This window comes from Nocardiopsis sp. NPDC006832 (genome assembly GCF_040635885.1).
GTDB lineage: Bacteria > Actinomycetota > Actinomycetes > Streptosporangiales > Streptosporangiaceae > Nocardiopsis.
In genome coordinates, this window is the sequence record NZ_JBEYLC010000003.1 from 128,083 (window position 1) to 144,743 (window position 16,661).

Consider the following 16,661-nt stretch of genomic DNA (forward strand, 5'->3'; position numbering starts at 1 on the left):
CCCGACCAGGGAGGATGAAACTTCGGGGCCTTCGATCGGTTACCTGACGGGACAGGTTCCCCGATCGCCGGGGGAACGCCTCGACGGCCTTCGGGGCCGAGGGAACCTGTGGTCGGGCCCGTCACCGGCCCGGGCGACGTGCGCCCGATCCGGAGGACAGGTGTCCACGTTCCACACAATTCCTGTTCTTCCACCGAGAACCGTCGTTCGGTTCGTCAGACTAACAAAGGACGCCCCGCTTGACAGAAGAATCGGAGAAGGGGTGGAAAAGCCCCAGATGAAACCCACATGACGTGCGAGAACACCCTGAAACCAATACCCCGAACACCCCCCGAAGCGCGGCATTTATACCTTTTGTCTGTTTCTAGCCAGGTGTCATCAGTATCACTACTAATCGGCCCTGATCTGGATCACGCGACCCCGAAAGGGTGCTAGGACGTGTTCGGTGGACGCGCCGCGCAGCAGGGCGGGTATTCGCGGAACACGCCCTAGGAAAGATCCAGACCGGTCTGACCTGGGGCGGCGTTGACGAGCGCGGCCATGTTGCCCGGAGGCTGCCGGTTCTCGTGCAGGATCTGGTGGGCCTCACCGATCTCGTCGAACCCGACCACCTTGGTCACGCACGGGTCGATCCGACCGCTCTCGACGAGGTGGATGGCTATACGGCACTGGGCCGGCGAGGCGAAGTGGGAACCTTGCAGGCGCTTGAGGCGCATCCACAGGAAGCGCAGGTCCACATCGGCCTGGAAACCGGAGGTGGCCCCACAGATGACGACCATGCCCGAGTTGTCGCACAGGTACAGGGACGTGGGCAGGGTGTCGGCCCCGGTGTGCTCGAACACGATGCGAGGCGAGCGCCGCTCCCCCACTTCGGCCCAGAAGCGCTTGCCGAAGGCGCGTACACCGCGGAACCACTCGGCGTAGGCCTGGGTGTCGCTCTCGTCGGGAACCCTTCCCCAGTGGTCGAACTCGGTCCGCAGGATGGTGCCGACCGCGCCGAGTTCGCGGCACAGCCTCGCCTTCTCCTCGGTGGAGACCACCGCGACGGGCAGGCCACCGGCCTGATGGACCAGCTGGATGGCGGAGGTGCCCAGACCGCCCGCGCCACCCCAGATGAGGACCGGGTCGCCGGGGTCGACGGTGTGGGGCGGCCAGCCGAACAACTGCCGGTAGGCGGTGGCGACGCTGACGAGGAAGCCGCCCGCGACGTCCCAGGGCAGGGACTCGGGTTTGTGGTGCAGTTGGACGTCACGGACCAAGGTGAACTGGCCGAAGGACCCGTGGTTGTTCTCATAGCCCCACACCCGCATGGTCCTGGAGGCGATGGGGTCGCCGCCCATGCGGATGTCGTCGGCCGTCTCGTCCCACTGCCCGGGGGCGATGATGACGTGGTCGCCGACCTTCACGTTGGTGACACCGTCGCCGACGGCCCAGACCACACCGGAGCCGTCGGACCCACCGACGTGGTAGTCCTCGGGCTCCCCCGCCTTCTCACGCGCGGCGATGACGTCGGCCGGGTGTCCCTTGGCCGCCCAGATGTTGTTGTAGTTGATCCCCGCGGCCATCGTGTAGATCAACACGTGCCCGGGCTTCAACTCGGGGACCGGCACGATCTCACGGGCGAACGCGTCTCGGGGCTCTCCGTAGCGTTCCCTGCGGATGGTGAAAGCGTGCATGCGCGTGGGCACGTGGCCCAGTGGCGGAACCTCTCCGATTTCATACAGGTCCTTGGGCATGACGCGGCGATTCCTTTCGACGGCCGAGGCCCCTGAACGGGGCCGGGGTGTGATCGGGGCGTGGATCGGGCGGTCGGGAAAACGCGTGTGCGGTTGCACGCGCGAGGCGAGACTACATTCACTTCACATGCCCGCGTATAAACGGACATTGAGTAATCAAATGCACCCTGGTCCGTAATAAACGGAGGCGGGGCAGGACGAAGGGGCGGACGTCCGTCGACGCCCGCCCCTCTCTGCCGTTATCGGTACCGTTCGTTCCGCCCGATCACTCCTGGACCGGCCGCAGTTCGCCCTGGATGAGGGCGAGGATGACGTGGTTGTCCTGGTACTGCTCGTTCTGCGAGGTGGGTGTGTCCGTCGGGAACTCCTCGACCCGCACGCCCTCGATCGCCGGGGACAGGTACTTGTAGGTCCAGATCGGGACACGCGGCAGGAGTTCGTTGAAGATGATCGAAAGCCTCTTCAACGCCTCCTTCTGCTCTTCATCGCTCTCGGCGCGCTGGGCGGTGTCCACCAGCTCGGCGATGTCCACCTCACCCTGGGAGGGGCTCTCGACCTGGAGGTCGAAGCCCTGACCCGGGGAGTCTTCGGTACCGGCGTTCTCGGTCAGGAAGTTCATCTGGAACGCGCCCCAGTAGTCGGGCTGTTCGGGGTTGCCCCAGTGCCGGACGGCGACCTCGAAGTCGCCCGCGCCCCAGATACCCCACGGGTTGTCCTCGGGTACGTTGCGGGCCTCGGTCTTGATCCCGAAGTCGTTCCAGGCCTCCTCCACCTGGGTGGCGGTCAGCTCGAAGTCGCCCCAGCCGGCGACACCGATGACCTCGAAGCTCGCCTCCTCACCGTCTGGCAGGAACCACTTGCCGCCCTCCAGGGTCCAACCGGCCTCCTCCAGCAGTTCGGTGGCCTTGTCGTGGTCCTGGTCGTAGTTCTCGAACCCGGCCAGTTCCTCGGCGGTGAAGATCTCCTCGGCCTGGATGTCGGCCAGACCCGCGTAGTGCTCGACCCTGCTGTAGGCCTCGCCCCGGGCGACCTGCCCGATCTGGTCGCCGTCCAGGATGTAGGCCAGCGCCTTGCGCACACGCACGTCCTGGACCTCCGGCTTGGCCCGGTGGTTGAACATGATGCCGCAACCGTCGTAGCCGGCGTGTTCGATCCACCGGAACCCCTCCACGCCCTGGAAGGCCTGCTGGTCGGCGGCGGAGGGCGCCAGGGTGGAGTAGTCGACGTCACCGCTCTGGATCAACAGCGCGGACTGGCGGTTGTCGCCCTTGTGGATGACGACCTCGTCGAACGCGACCTCGGTACCCTGGTAGCCCTCCTCGTTGCGCACCAGCGTGATGCGCGCGTCCGACATCTGCGCCTCGTCGAACTTGTACGGACCGCTGCACACGATCTCGTCGGGGTCGAACTCGATGAACTCGGCGTTCCAGTCGGCGTGCTCGTCGTCGCCTTGACGGACACCGTCGTTGACCATGTCCACGGCGGGTTGGCCGAAGCCTTCATAGGTGGTCTTGGAGACGACGCGGTGCTTGATGATGCTGCGCTCGATGTTGGGGAAGGGGTCCTCGAAGCCCACCCGCACGCTCAGGTCGTCCAGCTTCTCCAGGGCCTGGACCTGTGGGAACCCGAAACCCCACGGTGGGGCCTCCAGGACACGCATGGCGTAGCTGCGGATCATGTCGTCGGCGTTCAGGTCCGAGCCGTCGCTCCACTTCAGGCCGGACCTCAGCGTCACGACGAGGTCGTCGCCGTCCCACTCGTGCCCTTCGAGCAGGAGGTAGTCCCACTCGTGGGTGCTCCAGTTGTAGACACCGCCCGGGCACAGGAACAGGTCCTTGTACACCGAACCGAGCAGCAGCGCGCCGTCCTCACGGTGGACGTTGCGGGTCATGGAGTCCAGGTCGAAGTCGAAGACCCCGGTGAACCGTGTGGTGCCACCGCTCTCGGCGTCACCGCCGGCGCAGGCCGACAGGAGCCCGGCGCCCGTGACTCCGGCCGCGCCGAGCCCCATGGCCCGCAGGAGGCGTCGTCTGCTCAGATCCTGCCGGATCGCGTTGTGGAGGGGGTGGGGGGAGGTCATGGTTGACGCTTCCTTTCCAGGAGGACGGCGAGCAGACCGAGACTGAGGACGACCAGGCCGATACCGACGGTGACGACGCTGATGACGAACTCGGCTGTGCCGGGGGATGTGAACACGGCCATGAGGACGCAGGCCAGGGTGAGGAAGGATCCGACGAGAACGCCGAAGCGCCCGATGAGGAGGAGCAAGGTCCCATCACCCCCGGGTGACGACGTGACAGGCGAGCAGCCGGTCGTGGCCGCGCACCAGCGGGGGCCGCACGGCGTCACAGTCGCCCTCGGCGTAGAGGGGACAGCGTGGATGGAAGTCGCAGCCCGGCGGCAGGTCGGTGAGGTCGGGGATGTCGGCCTCGCGCAGTCGGACCCGTTCCTTGCCGTGGACCAGGTCCGGGTCGGGTTCGCACACCGCGGAGACGAGCGCCTTGGTGTACGGGTGCCGCGGATCGTTGACCACCCGGGGGGTGGTGCCCTGTTCCACGACCTTGCCGAGGTACATGACGGCGATCTCGCCGTGCCAGGCGAAGTACTTGGCGACGGCGAGGTCATGGGTGATGAACAGGAAGCCGACACCGAGCTCGTCGCGGAGTTTTCCGAGGGTGTTGAGGAGACTCACCCGGATGGACACGTCGAGCATCGACGTGGACTCGTCGGCGATGATCACCTCGGGGTTCATCGCCAAGGCACGGGCCACGGCGACGCGTTGCCGTTGGCCGCCGGACATCTGGTGGGGGTACTTGTCGAGGTGGTCCTCGGCGGGGGTCAGGTCGACGCGTTCGAGGAGTTCGGCGGTGGCGCGCCTGGCCTCGGCGTGGTTCTTCACCATCTTGTGCCGACGCAACCCGGCGGAGACCGTGGAGTAGACGGTACGGACCGGGTTGAGGGAGGCGTAGGGGTCCTGGTGGATGTACTGGACCGAGCGGCGGAAGACGGCGCGTTCCCTCCGATCCATCGTGGCGACGTCCTTGCCGTGGAACAGCACGGAACCGGCGGTGGGGTCCGCCAGGGCCGCGGCCATGCGGGCCGTCGTGGTCTTGCCGCAGCCGGACTCCCCCACCAGGCACAGGACCTGTCCGGGGCGGACCTGCAGGTCGACGCCGGCGACGGCGGGCACTTCGCCTCGGGGTGTCTTGAAGGTCTGGCGAGCGCCCTTGAGGGTGAGCACCGGTTCGGTCGGCGTCTCGGTACTCACCGGGGTGGTGGCCAAGGTGTGGTCGATCAACGGGAGACCCCCTCTGCGTGGAGTTCGGCGTCGGTGGAGCGCAGGCAGGCCGCCGCGTGAGCGAGACCCTCGTCTCGGGGGACGAGCACGTCCAGCTCCGGGCGGGTGAGGTCGCATTCGGGCAGGGCGTGGGCGCAGCGCGGGGCGAAGGAACAGCCCGGCGGCAGCGCGTGGAGGCTTGGCGGGCCGCCGGGCAGCGATTGGGGGACGTGCAGATCGCCGACGACCGGGGGCACGGAGTCGATCAGCGCCGAGGTGTAGGGGTGCCGGGAGCGGTGGAAGATGTCGCGGGTGGTGCCGGTCTCGATGAGGCGTCCCGCGTACATGGTGCCGACCCGGTCGGCCAGGGCGGCGGCGAGGCCCAGGTCGTGGGTGATGAAGACCATCGAGAAGCGCAGTCGTTCGCGCAGTTCGGCGAGGCGTTCCACGATGGAGCGCTGGGTGAGCAGGTCCAGGGCGGTGGTGGGTTCGTCCAGGATCAGCAGTTGGGGGCGCAGCGCCAGGGCCAGGGCGATGAGGCCGCGCTGTCGCATGCCGCCGGAGAGTTCGTGGGGGAAGGCGTTCAGGACCCGGGCGGGGTCGAGCCGGACCATCTCCAGGAGTTCGGCGGACTCTTCGAGGATCTCCCGCCGGGGGCGTCGATCGCCGTCCTCGTGGGCGCGGAAGGTGTCGACGAAGTGATCCCCGATGCGCAGCACCGGGTTGAAGGCGTTCATGGCGCCTTGGAAGACCATGGCCGCCTCGTTCCAACGGAAGCGGCGCAGCCTCTCCTTGTGGAGGGTGCGCACGTCGACGCGGGTGCCGTCCTTGCGCCGAAAGAGGATCTCGCCCTTGGGGATGACGCCGGTACGCGGCAGCAGTCGGAGCAGGCCCAGGCCGAGGGTGGTCTTGCCGCAGCCGGACTCCCCGACCAGGGCCATGGACTGACCGGGGTGGAGGTCGAAGGAGACGTCGTGCACGGCGGTGACGTGGGTCCGGCGTCCGGTGCGGTAGCCGACGTCGATGCCGCGAACCGACAGCAGGGCGCCGTCGTCGGTGCCCGGGCCGGTGGGGAGGTCGTTCACGGGGATCACCTGTCCCGGAGTCGGGGGTTGAGGGCCTGTTCCAGCGAACGGGTCATGGTGACCAGCCCGATCTGGAAGAGCATGATCATGACCATCGGGGCGATGAGGAAGGGCGCCGCCTGGGGCAGGAGGAAGGCGTTGTTGTCCCAGGCCTGCTGGATCATCAGCCCCCAGTTGTCGGCGGTGCTGGGCAACAGGCCGAGCAGGTACATGCCGACGACGGCGTAGATCGCGTTGGTGATGGCGATGATGAAGTTGATGAAGATGTAGCCGGCCATGTTGGGCAGGACCTCGACGAAGAGGATGCGGGCGGTGCCCAGGTCCTGGAGGCGGGCGGCCTCGATGAACTCGCGTTCCTTGAGGCTGAGCACCTGCGCGCGGATCGACCTCATCAGGAACGGCCAGGTGACCAGGCCGATGATGAAGGAGACCACCAGTGGCGACGAGGTCCGGTAGAAGGACGCGATGACCAGCATCAGCACGATGAACGGGACGGTCATCGTGATGTCGGTGACCTGGAGCAGGAAGTGGTCGATCCGGCCTCGCACGTAGCCGGCGACCGCGCCCAGGACGACGGCGATGGCGACGGTGATGAGGGCGGCGACGAAGCCGACCCAGATGGGTTCGCGACCGCCGAGGACGAGTTGGGTGAAGGTGTCCTTGCCCTCGTGGTTGGTACCGAGCCAGTGTTCGGCGTTGGGGGCACCCCAGATCTTGGCGACGTCTGTGGGGTTGGCGTGGTCGATGAACAGCGGCCCGACGAAGGAGAAGAGCAGGACTCCGAGGACCAGGCAGAGCCCGATGAATCCGCTGGTGCTGCGGGTGATGCCCTGCCAGATGGTGCCCCAGACACCGGTGGCGGGGGCGGAGGCTGTGGTGACGGCCATGGCTCGTTCGTCCCCTCTAGTTTCGGATGCGCGGGTCGAGCCTGCTGTAGAGCAGGTCGGAGATGAGGTTGGCGACCACCACGCACGAGGTGATGATGACGAGCAGGCCTTGGAGGAGCGGGTAGTCGCGGTAGTGGACGGCGTCCAGCAGCAGGCCGCCCACGCCCTTGTAGACCAGGACCTGTTCGACGAAGATCGCGCCGCCGACGAGGGTGCCGAAGGAGATGGCGATCTGGGCGACCAACGGCAGGACCGCGTTGCGGCCGACGTAGGCGGTCGCGATGCGGGTGTCGGGCAGGCCGCGGGCTCGGGCGACGGTCACGTAGTCCTCGCCGAGGACCTCGGTGGTGGAGGCCTTCATGACGAGCATCCAGGTGCCGATGATGGCGAGGACGTAGGTGAGGATCGGCAGGGCCGCGTGGTAGAACGCGTCGCCGACGAAGACGAGCGTGAAGCCGGGTTCGACTCCGGGGCTGAGGGTGCCGCGCAGGTCGATGGGGTTGAACCAGCCCAGGTACATGCCGCCGCCGACGACGAGGACCATGGCGATGAGGTAGTTGGGGATGGCCCCCAGGACCGAGGCGAGGACGCTGAGCACGTGGTCGATGACCTTGTTGCGTCGGTAGGCCATGACCATGCCCAGGGTCAGGCCGAGCCCGATGGCGATGAGGGTGCCCACGCCGATGCTGAAGAGGGTCCAGGGCAGGTAGGCGCCGATGGCTTCGGTGACGCCGACCCCGGGGCGGTTGATGGTGCCGCCGAAGTCGAAGGTGAACAGGCCGATGAAGAACTCCCACCACTGCCGCAGCAGGGGCGCGTCGGGGTCGTAGGCGAGCGAGTTCATCGCGATGGCGCGCGCCTCCTCCATCGACATGCCGCCCTGGGTGAGACGGCCGGCCATGACGTCGATGGGGTCGCCCGGCATCGCGCGTCCGAGGAAGAACGTCACGTTGGCGACCACGAACACCACGACGACGGCCTTGCGGATCTTGACGAAGACGTGGTCGCGCCAGATCCGTCCCAGGAGGGTCGTCTTCGGGGGTGTGGAGGGCCCGACGTCACCGGTGTCCGGTGGCGGGGCGGCCGCGAGTTCGGTGGCCACGGAGCTCCTTCGGGCGAGGGGGTCGGAAGGGGGAAGCGCCACGCTTCTATTAGGAAAGTTTCCTAATAGAACGTCACGCTAACGCGGCCGATGTGCTCTACGCCACCCCCGTGACCGAACGGCGTCCTTCACGCGACCCGATCGCCACCACGAACCGAACAGACGACCACAAACCACCCGACAAGCACGGGTTCGAGTGTCCGCATCCGGCCACCAGGACCCACTCATGACATTTGTGGGTGTTGGCGCTCCTTGCACGCTTCGTACGGTTGCTGCGCATACGCACGCTTCCGACGACAGCGGAGGGAATCCCCCGTGCCCCCAGCACGCACCGTCATCCGTGGGACCGCGGCCGTGATGGCCGGCGGTCTCGCCCTGACCCTGGCCTCGGCACTCCCCGCCACGGCCGAACCCGTCGATCCGATCCCCCTCGACGACGGCGCCACCATGGACGCCCTCGCCCCCTTCCACGACCAAGAGGTCGACTGGGCCCTGTGCGAGGAGGAGCTCCTCGCCGAACTCGAACTCGAATGCGCCCGGATCGAGGTCCCCCTCGACTACGCCGACCCCGGCGGAGAGCGCATCGAGATCGCCATCCTCCGCTCCGCCGCGAGCGACCCCGAGGCCCGGCGAGGCATCCTGTTGAGCAACCCGGGCGGCCCCGGCGGCGCGGGGCGGGCCCTCGGCGCCGACCTGGGGCTGAGCACGCGCGCCGGCGAGGTCTACGACAGCATCGGCATGGACCCGCGCGGAACCGGAGCCTCGACCCCGCTGGACTGTGGGAGCGAGTTCCCCCTCAGTTACCCGCGCCCCACCGACCGACAGATCTCCGAGACCACCCGGGAGACGATCCGTTACACCCGGGAGTGCGACGCGGCGGAGGGCGACCTGCGTCCGCACATGACCACGGCCAATACCGCCCGGGACATGGACGTGGTCCGTGCGGCGCTGAACGAGGAGCGTCTCAACTACGTCGGCTACTCCTACGGCACCTACCTGGGCGCGGTGTACGGGAGCCTGTTCCCCGACCGGCTCGACCGCAGCGTGCTCGACTCACCGGTGCACCCGGACGGCATCTGGCGGGAGAGCTTCATGATGCAGGCCACCGCCTACACCGACAACATGGGGCGGTACTCGGCCTGGTTGGCCGAACACGACGAGGTGTTCGGGATGGGGGACGACCCCGAGGAGATCCTGCGCGTCTTCGAGGAGACCGCCGACCGACTGCAGGAGGAACCGCGCGACGACCACCCGAGCGGCCAGGCCTATGACGGTAACGCCTTCGCGGCCGAGGCGGGGTTCGCGGCGCGAGGGCAGAGCACCTGGGACGACGCCACCTGGTATCTCAAGGACGTCATCGACGGTGAGCCCTTCCCCGAGGTCGAGCCCGTGCCCGAGGTCGCGCGGGACGAGGCCGACCTCTTCGGGATCAACATGGACCTGCACACGGCGATCCTGTGCGAGGCCGAGTGGCCCGATCGCGTCTCGACCTACCACGCCGACATGCGCGACCATCGCGAAAACCACCCCTACGGCACGGGTGCGCACTGGGCGGGCCCGCAGACCTGCGGCTTCGCCCAGAACCTACCGACCGAACCGGCGGTGGACCTGATCCCGGCGGGCACGACCACCCCGCTGGTCATCGCCGGTGAGTACGACGCGAACACGGCCTACTCGGGCGGCCCCGCCATGGCCGAGACCCTGGGCGGTTCCCTCGTCACGGTCACCGACGACGGCGGCCACGGGTTCTACGCCGTCATCGACCTGGTGGACCTGGAGTTCCTGCACCCGTGCGTGAACGAGGCGGTGGACGCCTACCTCGTGGACGGCGCGGATCCACAGGACCTGGAGTGCGCGGGGCTGCCTCGCCCGGAGGCGACCTCCGATCGGCCCGACGCGATGGACCTGGGCGAGTTGTTCCAGCGGTTCGAGGAGTACGACGAGTCCGAGCCCACGCGTGCCCGGGCCCTCGGCCACCACTGATCCCCCGCCATGACCGAGAACGGCCCGCACCGGTGGAGGTTCACCGGTGCGGGCCGCTTCCGTGGACGGGAACGCTCTCACGTCGCCGCGGAACACACCCTAGATCTGGGAGTCCTCAAGGGTCCCGGTGGTCTGTTCGCCGTACTGTCCGACCAGGCACAGGTACTCACGGTCGCCCTGGGCCCAGCCGTCCTCCGTCGGCATGAGGCTGGAGAAGTCCAGCGCCGACTCCATGTAGTCGGTCCCGACGAAGTCCTCGAAGGCGTCGACGCAACCCTCGTTGACCATGTCGTTGAGGGCGTCGCCCTCCGGGTAGGAACCGCTCTCGTCGAGGGTGCCCTCGTAGTAGACCTCAAGGTCGTGCGGCTCCGAGCAGTCGATCTTGGGCACCGAACTGACGTTCTCGTCGGTGTCGGCGCTCCACTCGTTGATGCAGTCACCGGTGCTGAGGACGAACACGTCCTCATCCTGTGCGCCGAGCGGCTCGGGCTCCTCGGTCTCGGTCTCGGTCTCGGTGAAGTCGGTCTCCTCCTCCACCGGCTCTTCGCTCTCGATCGGCGTGGGGCTCGGCTCGGGCTCCGCGCCCTGGAAGGCCGGGGGGAGGAACGGGAGTCCACAGGCGCTGAGGGACAGGACCGCACCCACGGCCAGAGCCGCCAGGGCGGCACGGCCGGGCAGGTACCGAGGGGCTTGGGACACCATTGCTCACTCCAACAAGATCGTCGCTGCCGCGCCGGTCTTGGTCGACCGGCACCACCTATATCGATGCGTCGGAGCCGGAGAAGGTTCCATCGACCTGCGGGTTTCTGACAATTCACCAAAAACCGACCGGCCGGCGCTTCTCGGAAGCGCCGGCCGGTACCGGTCGAGAGCGGTCGAAGATCAGCGGCCGGAGGCCTCGAGCGTGCCGGTGGTGGGCTCGTTGGCGACGACGTAGCAGAGGATCTCGCGGTCGCCCGCGGCCCAGCCCTCCGCGATCGGGCGGAGGGAGTAGGCGTAGAACTCCGACTCGTACCACTCGACACCGATGAACTCCGTGAAGGCGGTGCCCTCGCAGACCTCGGTCGCGGTGTCCGCGATCGCGTCGTCACCGGGGAAGTCGCCCTCGGGGAGGATCTCACTGTGGAAGAACTCGGAGTCGTGCGTCTCCGAGCAGTCGATCAGCGGGATACCGCTCACCTCTTCGCCCAACAGGGCGGTCTCCATCTCGGCCTCGTTGAAGCAGTCGCCGACACCGACCTCCATGACGTCCTGCGTACCGCCACCGGTGGTCTCCCCACCCTCCGAGGTGTCTTCGACCTCCACGGTTCCACCGTCGCCCACGGTGCCCTGCTGATTCTCCAGCGCGGTCTGGACGATTCCGCAGGCGGACAGGGAAAGGGCCGCTCCGGCGGCGAGCAGGGTGAGGGACACGGTGCGAACGGCGGGGATGAAATCGGACATGGCAGTCTCCGGCCTCGTCAAGGGATAGGGGTACCGAACCGGGAACAGGAGGTTGGCGGCAGAAAGACAATCCACCACATATTGACCGCTTGTCAATTCGGTTTCCCCTGGCCACAGAAGCGTCACGGACCTGGACTCTTCGTGGCCGGCGACAGCGGCCCGACCTCGGGAACACCCTGGAAACGACGAAGGCCCCGGCCGACGTTCTCCGTCGACCGGGGCCTTCACCCACTGTGCGCCATCAGGGACTCGAACCCCGGACCCGCTGATTAAGAGTCAGCTGCTCTGACCAACTGAGCTAATGGCGCCTGTTCTCCACCCGACCCTTGGGCCCTGCGCGGCAACAAGGACAACTCTACCGGATCCACGAAGCGACTTGTGCCGTTCAGGACCCGTTCGCCGCCGGTTGTGCCGCAGACCACTGGGCGCACCCTCCGGCCGACATCCCCATCGGCACGACGACAACGAGAAAGGCCCCGGCGATCGTTTCCGATCGCCGGGGCCTTCGTCTGGTGCGTCATCAGGGACTCGAACCCCGGACCCGCTGATTAAGAGTCAGCTGCTCTAACCAACTGAGCTAATGACGCCCGACTCCCGCGGAGAACCTCGCGGCTCCCTGCGGCTACGGATGTAACTCTAGCAGGATCGCGGGGTGGCCGCGAACCGATTTCGGGGCCGGCCGAGGGTCGGCCCCGTCACATCGTGGATGCGCCGGCTCCCTAGGAGAAGGCCAGCACCAGGACGACGATGACCCCGATGGCGAGGAGGACGCCGACGCCCGCCAGCACCAGCGGAAGGATCGGGCGGCGCGGGGCCTCTTCGGGCTCGGGGTTGTCGTCGACGAAGCGGCGGAAGTGCTGCGTGGTTCCCGCCGGGTCCATGTCGGGATCGTTGTTCTGCGTCATGGGGTTGACACTAGCGACTCATGGCACCGGTGAGCACCCCCTGAAGCAGAATCGGTCGATCTCACAACCGACCGTCGACCGGCCGTCAACAGTGCGAGAACCCGACATCGGGGCGGTGGCGGTCCTGGCGCCGCACTCCCCCTCGTGACCCGATCGAAAACCGAACGTAAGAGGATTGCCGCAGACTCAGTGCGGGTGCTCGGTTCCCGGTCGGTACTTCCCCGCGGCCGAGCCCGCACCCAAGGGCCCGGCGCGAAGAACCGCGGCCATCCGGGCCGTGGGGGAGATCCCTCGTGCCGGGTCCACCCGTTCCACCAGTGGCACCAAGGCGTCCGCCGTGTGTTCGGGGTGCGCGTCCAACCACGCCACGGCCATGCGCAGCGACAGGGGCAGGCCACCGGCCAGCTCGGCCACCCGACGCAACGCCTCTTCGGGGTGGCGCCGCTCCCCCAACAGGGAGCGCAACAGCGCCACCGCGTCCGCGGCGTCCAAGGCGTCGATGGGCAGTGCGCGCACACCGTCGCGGACCAACAGGTCCGTGAGCCAGCTACGACCGGTCACCACCGCGGCGCTGCCGGGGTCGCCCGGCAGGAGCGGGCGCACCTGGTGGGCGCTGGCGGCGTTGTCCAGGAGCAGGAGCACCCGCCGTCCGGCCATCAGGGAACGCAACCGGGCGGCGGCCTCGTCGGCCTCGTCCTCGGCCGCCGACAGGTCCACGGATCCGACACGGCCCGCCGACAGGGAGCGCACCAGACGGCGCAGCACCTCGGTCGCCTCGCGAGGCGTGCCGTCCGGACGGCGCAGGTTCACGTAGAGCCGCCCGTCGGGGAAGTGTGCGGCGACGGAGTGCGCCCAGCGGACGGCCAGGGCGCTGGCCCCGGCCCCGGCCGGCCCGCGGACCAGGACGCTCACGGGGGTGGCGGCACAGGGGTCGACGAGACGGTCGAGTTCGGCCAGCGTCTCGCCCCGGCCGACGAGCGGGTTCGGGGCGGCGGGGAGTTCGGCGGGCACCAGGGGCCAGGGGCCGTGTTCGTCCTCGCGCGCGGGGCGGGAATGGGAACAGGTGTCGCGGTGGTCCCTGGGGCGCGGCACCGAGAGGGCCGGGCCACCCGAACGGGCCGGGAGCGGGTCGGGGTCGGCGGTCACGCGAGTGGAGCGCCCACTGATCCCCAGGTCACCGCGTAGGACCCCGTGGAAGGCCGCCAGGAGCTCACGGCCGGGATCCAGCCCGGGTTCCTCCGCGAGGGCGGAACGGGCACGGGAGTAGGCGTTCAGGGCCTCGCTCCGTCGGCCGCACCGGTACAGGGCGACCATCTGCACCCGGACGAGGGGTTCGCGTCGGGGGTGGGAGGAGACGATGGGCGCGACCCGGTCGGCGACGCGTTCGTGCTCGCCCCGGTCCAGGTCCGCGGTGAAGGCCCGTTCGGCCACGCGCAGGAGTTCCTCCTCGATCGGCGGCACGTCGTGGTGGTGCAGGACCGGGGAGGCGACGTCGGTGAGCACGGGTCCGCGCCACAGGGCCAGGGCTCGACCGAGCAGGTCGGCGTGGGCGTCGGCTTCTCCGCGTTCGGCCGCGCGGTCGGCCTTGTGGACCAGGGACCGCAGGCGCAGCAGGTCGCAGCGGTGTGTTCGGAGGTCGACGCGGTACCCGTCGTCGGTGCTGCGGATGAGGGGGTCGCCCAAGTGCTCTTCGAGGAGGGCTCGGAGGCGGGCCACGTGGACCTGGAGGGCGCCTCGGGCGGACGGTCCGGGTTCGGTCCAGACGCGGTCGATGAGGTGGTCGGTGGGCACCGACGCGCCCGTGTTGAGGAGGAGGGCGGCGAGCAGGGAGCGGCGGCGCTCACCGCGTAGGCGGACCGGGGAGCCGTCGACGTGGAGGGTGAAGCGACCGAGCAGCCCGACCCGGATACCGTGGTGTTCGGACGGCCCGTCCGCGGTCGACTCGTCCTGTGGTCCGACCGGGCCGAACCGCGCCACAGTGCCCTCCCTCGTGTCCCCGGATACGGCGGTTCTCCGAAAATCCCGGAAGTTGCACCGCTTCGTCCCAGCGTGCCCGCTGAGCTGGGATCCCGCAATCGGAACAGGGATACTTGCCGCGCGGACCGTCCCTTGAAATCCTTGAATCTCCCGGTTTTTCCCGTCCGTGCGTTGACTCTGCACCGCGACCGAAAGAAACTTTCCTTCATGGCGCAAATTCCGAAGTCTTCAGGCGAATCCGTGAACCCGGATGAGGGTCCCGCGCCGAGCGCACCGACCACGGTGCTGCGGATCCGCTCCCTGCTTCCCTCCCTCGCCCCCGCCGAACAGCGGGTGGCCCAACGGGTGATCGACGACCCCGAGCGGGCCGCCGCCTCCTCCATCACCCAACTCGCCAAGGATTGCGCCACCTCCGAGGCCACCGTCATCCGCTTCTGCCGCACCATCGACTTCAGCGGTTACCGGGAGCTGCGTCTGGCCCTGGCCACCGAGGCCGGTCAGGCGCGCGGCGCCCGCAGCAACATCCCCGAGCTGTCCAGCGACATCAACCCCGACGACACCCTCGTCACGGTCGTGCAGAAGATCGCCTACACCGACGCGCGCGCGGTGGAGGAGACCGGTGCCGCCATGGACGTGGAGGTGTTGCGCGCCGTCATCGACGCCCTCGCCAACGCCCGGCGCATCGACATCTACGGGGTGGGCGCCAGCGCGTTCGTGGGGGCGGACCTCCAGCAGAAACTGCACCGGATCGGGCTGACGTCGTTCGCCTGGTCGGACGCGCACGTGATGCTGACCAGCGCCTCCTTGTTGGAGGACACCGACGTTGCGATCGGCATCTCGCACAGCGGCACCACCATCGACACGGTGCAGGCGCTGAGCGAGGCCGGCAGGCACGGTGCGAAGACGGTGGCGATCACCAACTTCCCGCGCTCGGCGATCGGGTTCGCCGACCACGTCCTGACCACCGCCGCCCGCGAGACCACGTTCCGTTCCGGTGCGACCGCGTCCCGACTGGCGCAGCTGACCGTCGTGGACTGCCTGTTCGTGGGGCTGGCCCAGATCCGGTACGCCGACAGCCGGAGCGCGCTGGAGACCACCTACGAGGCGGTGCGAGGGCTTCGACTGCACGAGGACCGCAAGCGCCGCCGTTCCGAGACCCCGCCCAGGAACTCCGACGGCGGTAACGAGAGCAGTACTACCGACAGCAGCACCGGAAGCGACGACTGAGCCGCGACCCGGACCGAAGAGGAGAGCTCATTGCACGGCAGAGACGGACGAGCACAGGATCGAGCGGAGGATCATGAGGCCGTGATCGTACGGTCTCCCACCGAGACCCGGAACTCCGGTACCTACGACATCGACCTGTTGCCGGCACTGGAGATCCTCCGACAGATCAACGCCGAGGACGCCACGGTCACCGCGGCGGTATCGGCCGTCCTGCCGCGCCTCGCCGAGGCCGTGGAGCTGGGGGTGGCCGCCCTGGAGCGGGGCGCCACCATCCACTACTTCGGCGCGGGCACCTCCGGTCGGATCGCCGCGCAGGACGCCGCGGAGCTTCCGCCCACCTACGGGGTACCGGCGGACTGGGTGGTGGCTCACCACGCGGGCGGCGGGGGTGCCCTGTCCAAGGCCCTGGAGGGGGTGGAGGACGACTGGGAGGCTGGCCGGGTGGACGCGGCAGGGGTGACCGAGGGCTCCCTGGTGGTCGCTCTGGCCGCCAGTGGCCGCACCCCGTACGTGGGAGGCGCCTTGGAGGCGGCCCGGGAACGGTCGGCCGCCACGGTGCTCATCACCGCGAACCCGGACGCGCCACTGGCCTCGGCGGCGGACGTGCACGTGGGCGTGGCCACGGGCGCGGAGGTGATCGCCGGTTCGACCCGGATGAAGGCGGGCACGGCGCAGAAGCTCCTGTTGAACGCGTTCTCCACCGCGGTGATGGTGCGGATCGGACGGACCTACTCGAACCTGATGGTCGGGGTGGACGCCACCAACGGAAAGCTGCGCGGGCGTGTGCTGACGATCCTGGGCGAGGCCACCGGCCTGGACGAGGCGGCCTGCGCGCAGGCGCTGAACGCGGCCGAGGGCGACACCCGCGTCGCCCTGGTGACGTTGCTGGCCGGGGTGGACGCCGAGCGGGCCGCGGACGCGCTCAAGCGTGCCCGCGGCCGGGTCCGGGTGGCCCTGGACGAACTCGGCGTGGGCGGCTCCAAGCCGAGCTAGTGCCGCGTCAACCGGGGTTCGCACGCAAGGCCCGGCCGGGTCCGTC

The 16,661-nt window shown here is 68.7% G+C and carries 14 protein-coding genes and 2 tRNA genes; 3 read left to right on the plus strand and 13 right to left on the minus strand.

Annotated elements, in window-relative coordinates; genetic code table 11:
• Nucleotides 1–488: 488 nt before the first annotated feature.
• The 7 genes from ccrA to ABZ717_RS02495 form a co-directional block, all read right to left on the minus strand.
• A complete protein-coding gene (gene ccrA / locus ABZ717_RS02465; RefSeq protein ID WP_358504369.1) occupies nucleotides 489–1,736 on the minus strand; it encodes a crotonyl-CoA carboxylase/reductase in 1,248 nt (415 codons plus the stop codon).
• A 265-nt stretch (nucleotides 1,737–2,001) separates the two neighbouring features.
• Complete coding sequence (locus ABZ717_RS02470) at nucleotides 2,002–3,816, minus strand: ABC transporter substrate-binding protein (RefSeq protein WP_358504372.1); 1,815 nt, start codon at nucleotides 3,814–3,816, stop codon at nucleotides 2,002–2,004.
• Nucleotides 3,813–4,004: a hypothetical protein gene (locus ABZ717_RS02475; protein WP_358504375.1), complete on the minus strand. Its 192-nt coding sequence runs from the start codon at nucleotides 4,002–4,004 to the stop codon at nucleotides 3,813–3,815. Before ABZ717_RS02475 ends, ABZ717_RS02470 begins: the two co-directional genes overlap by 4 nt.
• 7 nt (nucleotides 4,005–4,011) lie before the next feature.
• Entirely contained in the window at nucleotides 4,012–5,034 is a 1,023-nt protein-coding gene (locus ABZ717_RS02480; RefSeq protein WP_358504377.1) for an ABC transporter ATP-binding protein, read from the minus strand.
• Nucleotides 5,031–6,098, minus strand: coding sequence for an ABC transporter ATP-binding protein (locus ABZ717_RS02485; protein WP_358504380.1), 1,068 nt, complete (start codon nucleotides 6,096–6,098; stop codon nucleotides 5,031–5,033). Before ABZ717_RS02485 ends, ABZ717_RS02480 begins: the two co-directional genes overlap by 4 nt.
• Nucleotides 6,099–6,103: 5 nt before the next feature.
• Nucleotides 6,104–6,985 (minus strand): ABC transporter permease, encoded by an 882-nt coding sequence (locus ABZ717_RS02490; protein WP_358504383.1) that lies wholly within the window; start codon nucleotides 6,983–6,985, stop codon nucleotides 6,104–6,106.
• Nucleotides 6,986–7,001: 16 nt separating this feature from the next.
• Entirely contained in the window at nucleotides 7,002–8,087 is a 1,086-nt protein-coding gene (locus tag ABZ717_RS02495; protein WP_358504386.1) for an ABC transporter permease, read from the minus strand.
• Nucleotides 8,088–8,402: 315 nt separating this feature from the next.
• Between ABZ717_RS02495 and ABZ717_RS02500 the strand changes: the two genes are divergently transcribed.
• Complete coding sequence (locus ABZ717_RS02500) at nucleotides 8,403–10,070, plus strand: alpha/beta fold hydrolase (protein ID WP_358504389.1); 1,668 nt, start codon at nucleotides 8,403–8,405, stop codon at nucleotides 10,068–10,070.
• 99 nt (nucleotides 10,071–10,169) lie between these two features.
• Here ABZ717_RS02500 and ABZ717_RS02505 read toward each other — a convergent pair whose 3' ends face one another.
• The 6 genes from ABZ717_RS02505 to ABZ717_RS02530 all read right to left on the minus strand — a co-directional run bounded on the left by ABZ717_RS02505 (nucleotide 10,170) and on the right by ABZ717_RS02530 (nucleotide 14,395).
• Nucleotides 10,170–10,772, minus strand: a complete 603-nt coding sequence (locus tag ABZ717_RS02505) for a septum formation family protein (RefSeq protein WP_358504392.1) — start codon at nucleotides 10,770–10,772, stop codon at nucleotides 10,170–10,172.
• A gap of 180 nt (nucleotides 10,773–10,952) precedes the next feature.
• Nucleotides 10,953–11,513, minus strand: a complete 561-nt coding sequence (locus ABZ717_RS02510) for a septum formation family protein (protein WP_358504395.1) — start codon at nucleotides 11,511–11,513, stop codon at nucleotides 10,953–10,955.
• 234 nt (nucleotides 11,514–11,747) lie between these two features.
• Nucleotides 11,748–11,821: transfer RNA gene (locus ABZ717_RS02515), tRNA-Lys, on the minus strand.
• A 202-nt stretch (nucleotides 11,822–12,023) separates the two neighbouring features.
• Nucleotides 12,024–12,100: transfer RNA gene (locus tag ABZ717_RS02520), tRNA-Lys, on the minus strand.
• 132 nt (nucleotides 12,101–12,232) lie between these two features.
• Nucleotides 12,233–12,418, minus strand: a complete 186-nt coding sequence (locus tag ABZ717_RS02525) for a hypothetical protein (protein ID WP_358504398.1) — start codon at nucleotides 12,416–12,418, stop codon at nucleotides 12,233–12,235.
• A gap of 186 nt (nucleotides 12,419–12,604) precedes the next feature.
• Nucleotides 12,605–14,395, minus strand: coding sequence for an AfsR/SARP family transcriptional regulator (locus ABZ717_RS02530; protein ID WP_358504401.1), 1,791 nt, complete (start codon nucleotides 14,393–14,395; stop codon nucleotides 12,605–12,607).
• 207 nt (nucleotides 14,396–14,602) lie between these two features.
• On the opposite strand from ABZ717_RS02530, the gene ABZ717_RS02535 reads away from it, so the two are divergent.
• Together ABZ717_RS02535 and ABZ717_RS02540 are read left to right on the plus strand one after the other, a co-directional pair.
• Nucleotides 14,603–15,622 (plus strand): MurR/RpiR family transcriptional regulator, encoded by a 1,020-nt coding sequence (locus ABZ717_RS02535; RefSeq protein ID WP_358504404.1) that lies wholly within the window; start codon nucleotides 14,603–14,605, stop codon nucleotides 15,620–15,622.
• Between the two features lie 30 nt (nucleotides 15,623–15,652).
• Nucleotides 15,653–16,615 (plus strand): N-acetylmuramic acid 6-phosphate etherase, encoded by a 963-nt coding sequence (locus tag ABZ717_RS02540; RefSeq protein WP_358504407.1) that lies wholly within the window; start codon nucleotides 15,653–15,655, stop codon nucleotides 16,613–16,615.
• Nucleotides 16,616–16,661 lie beyond the last annotated feature (46 nt).

What these genes read in the sequence shown, in the direction of transcription:
- ABZ717_RS02525 (WP_358504398.1), bottom strand. Translation starts at nt 12,418, where the DNA reads ATGACGCAGAACAACGATCCCGACATGGACCCGGCGGGAACCACGCAG.
- ABZ717_RS02510 (WP_358504395.1), bottom strand. Translation starts at nt 11,513, where the DNA reads ATGTCCGATTTCATCCCCGCCGTTCGCACCGTGTCCCTCACCCTGCTC.
- ABZ717_RS02505 (WP_358504392.1), bottom strand. Translation starts at nt 10,772, where the DNA reads ATGGTGTCCCAAGCCCCTCGGTACCTGCCCGGCCGTGCCGCCCTGGCG.
- ABZ717_RS02490 (WP_358504383.1), bottom strand. Translation starts at nt 6,985, where the DNA reads ATGGCCGTCACCACAGCCTCCGCCCCCGCCACCGGTGTCTGGGGCACC.
- ABZ717_RS02470 (WP_358504372.1), bottom strand. Translation starts at nt 3,816, where the DNA reads ATGACCTCCCCCCACCCCCTCCACAACGCGATCCGGCAGGATCTGAGC.
- ABZ717_RS02535 (WP_358504404.1), top strand. Translation starts at nt 14,603, where the DNA reads ATGGCGCAAATTCCGAAGTCTTCAGGCGAATCCGTGAACCCGGATGAG.
- ccrA (WP_358504369.1), bottom strand. Translation starts at nt 1,736, where the DNA reads ATGCCCAAGGACCTGTATGAAATCGGAGAGGTTCCGCCACTGGGCCAC.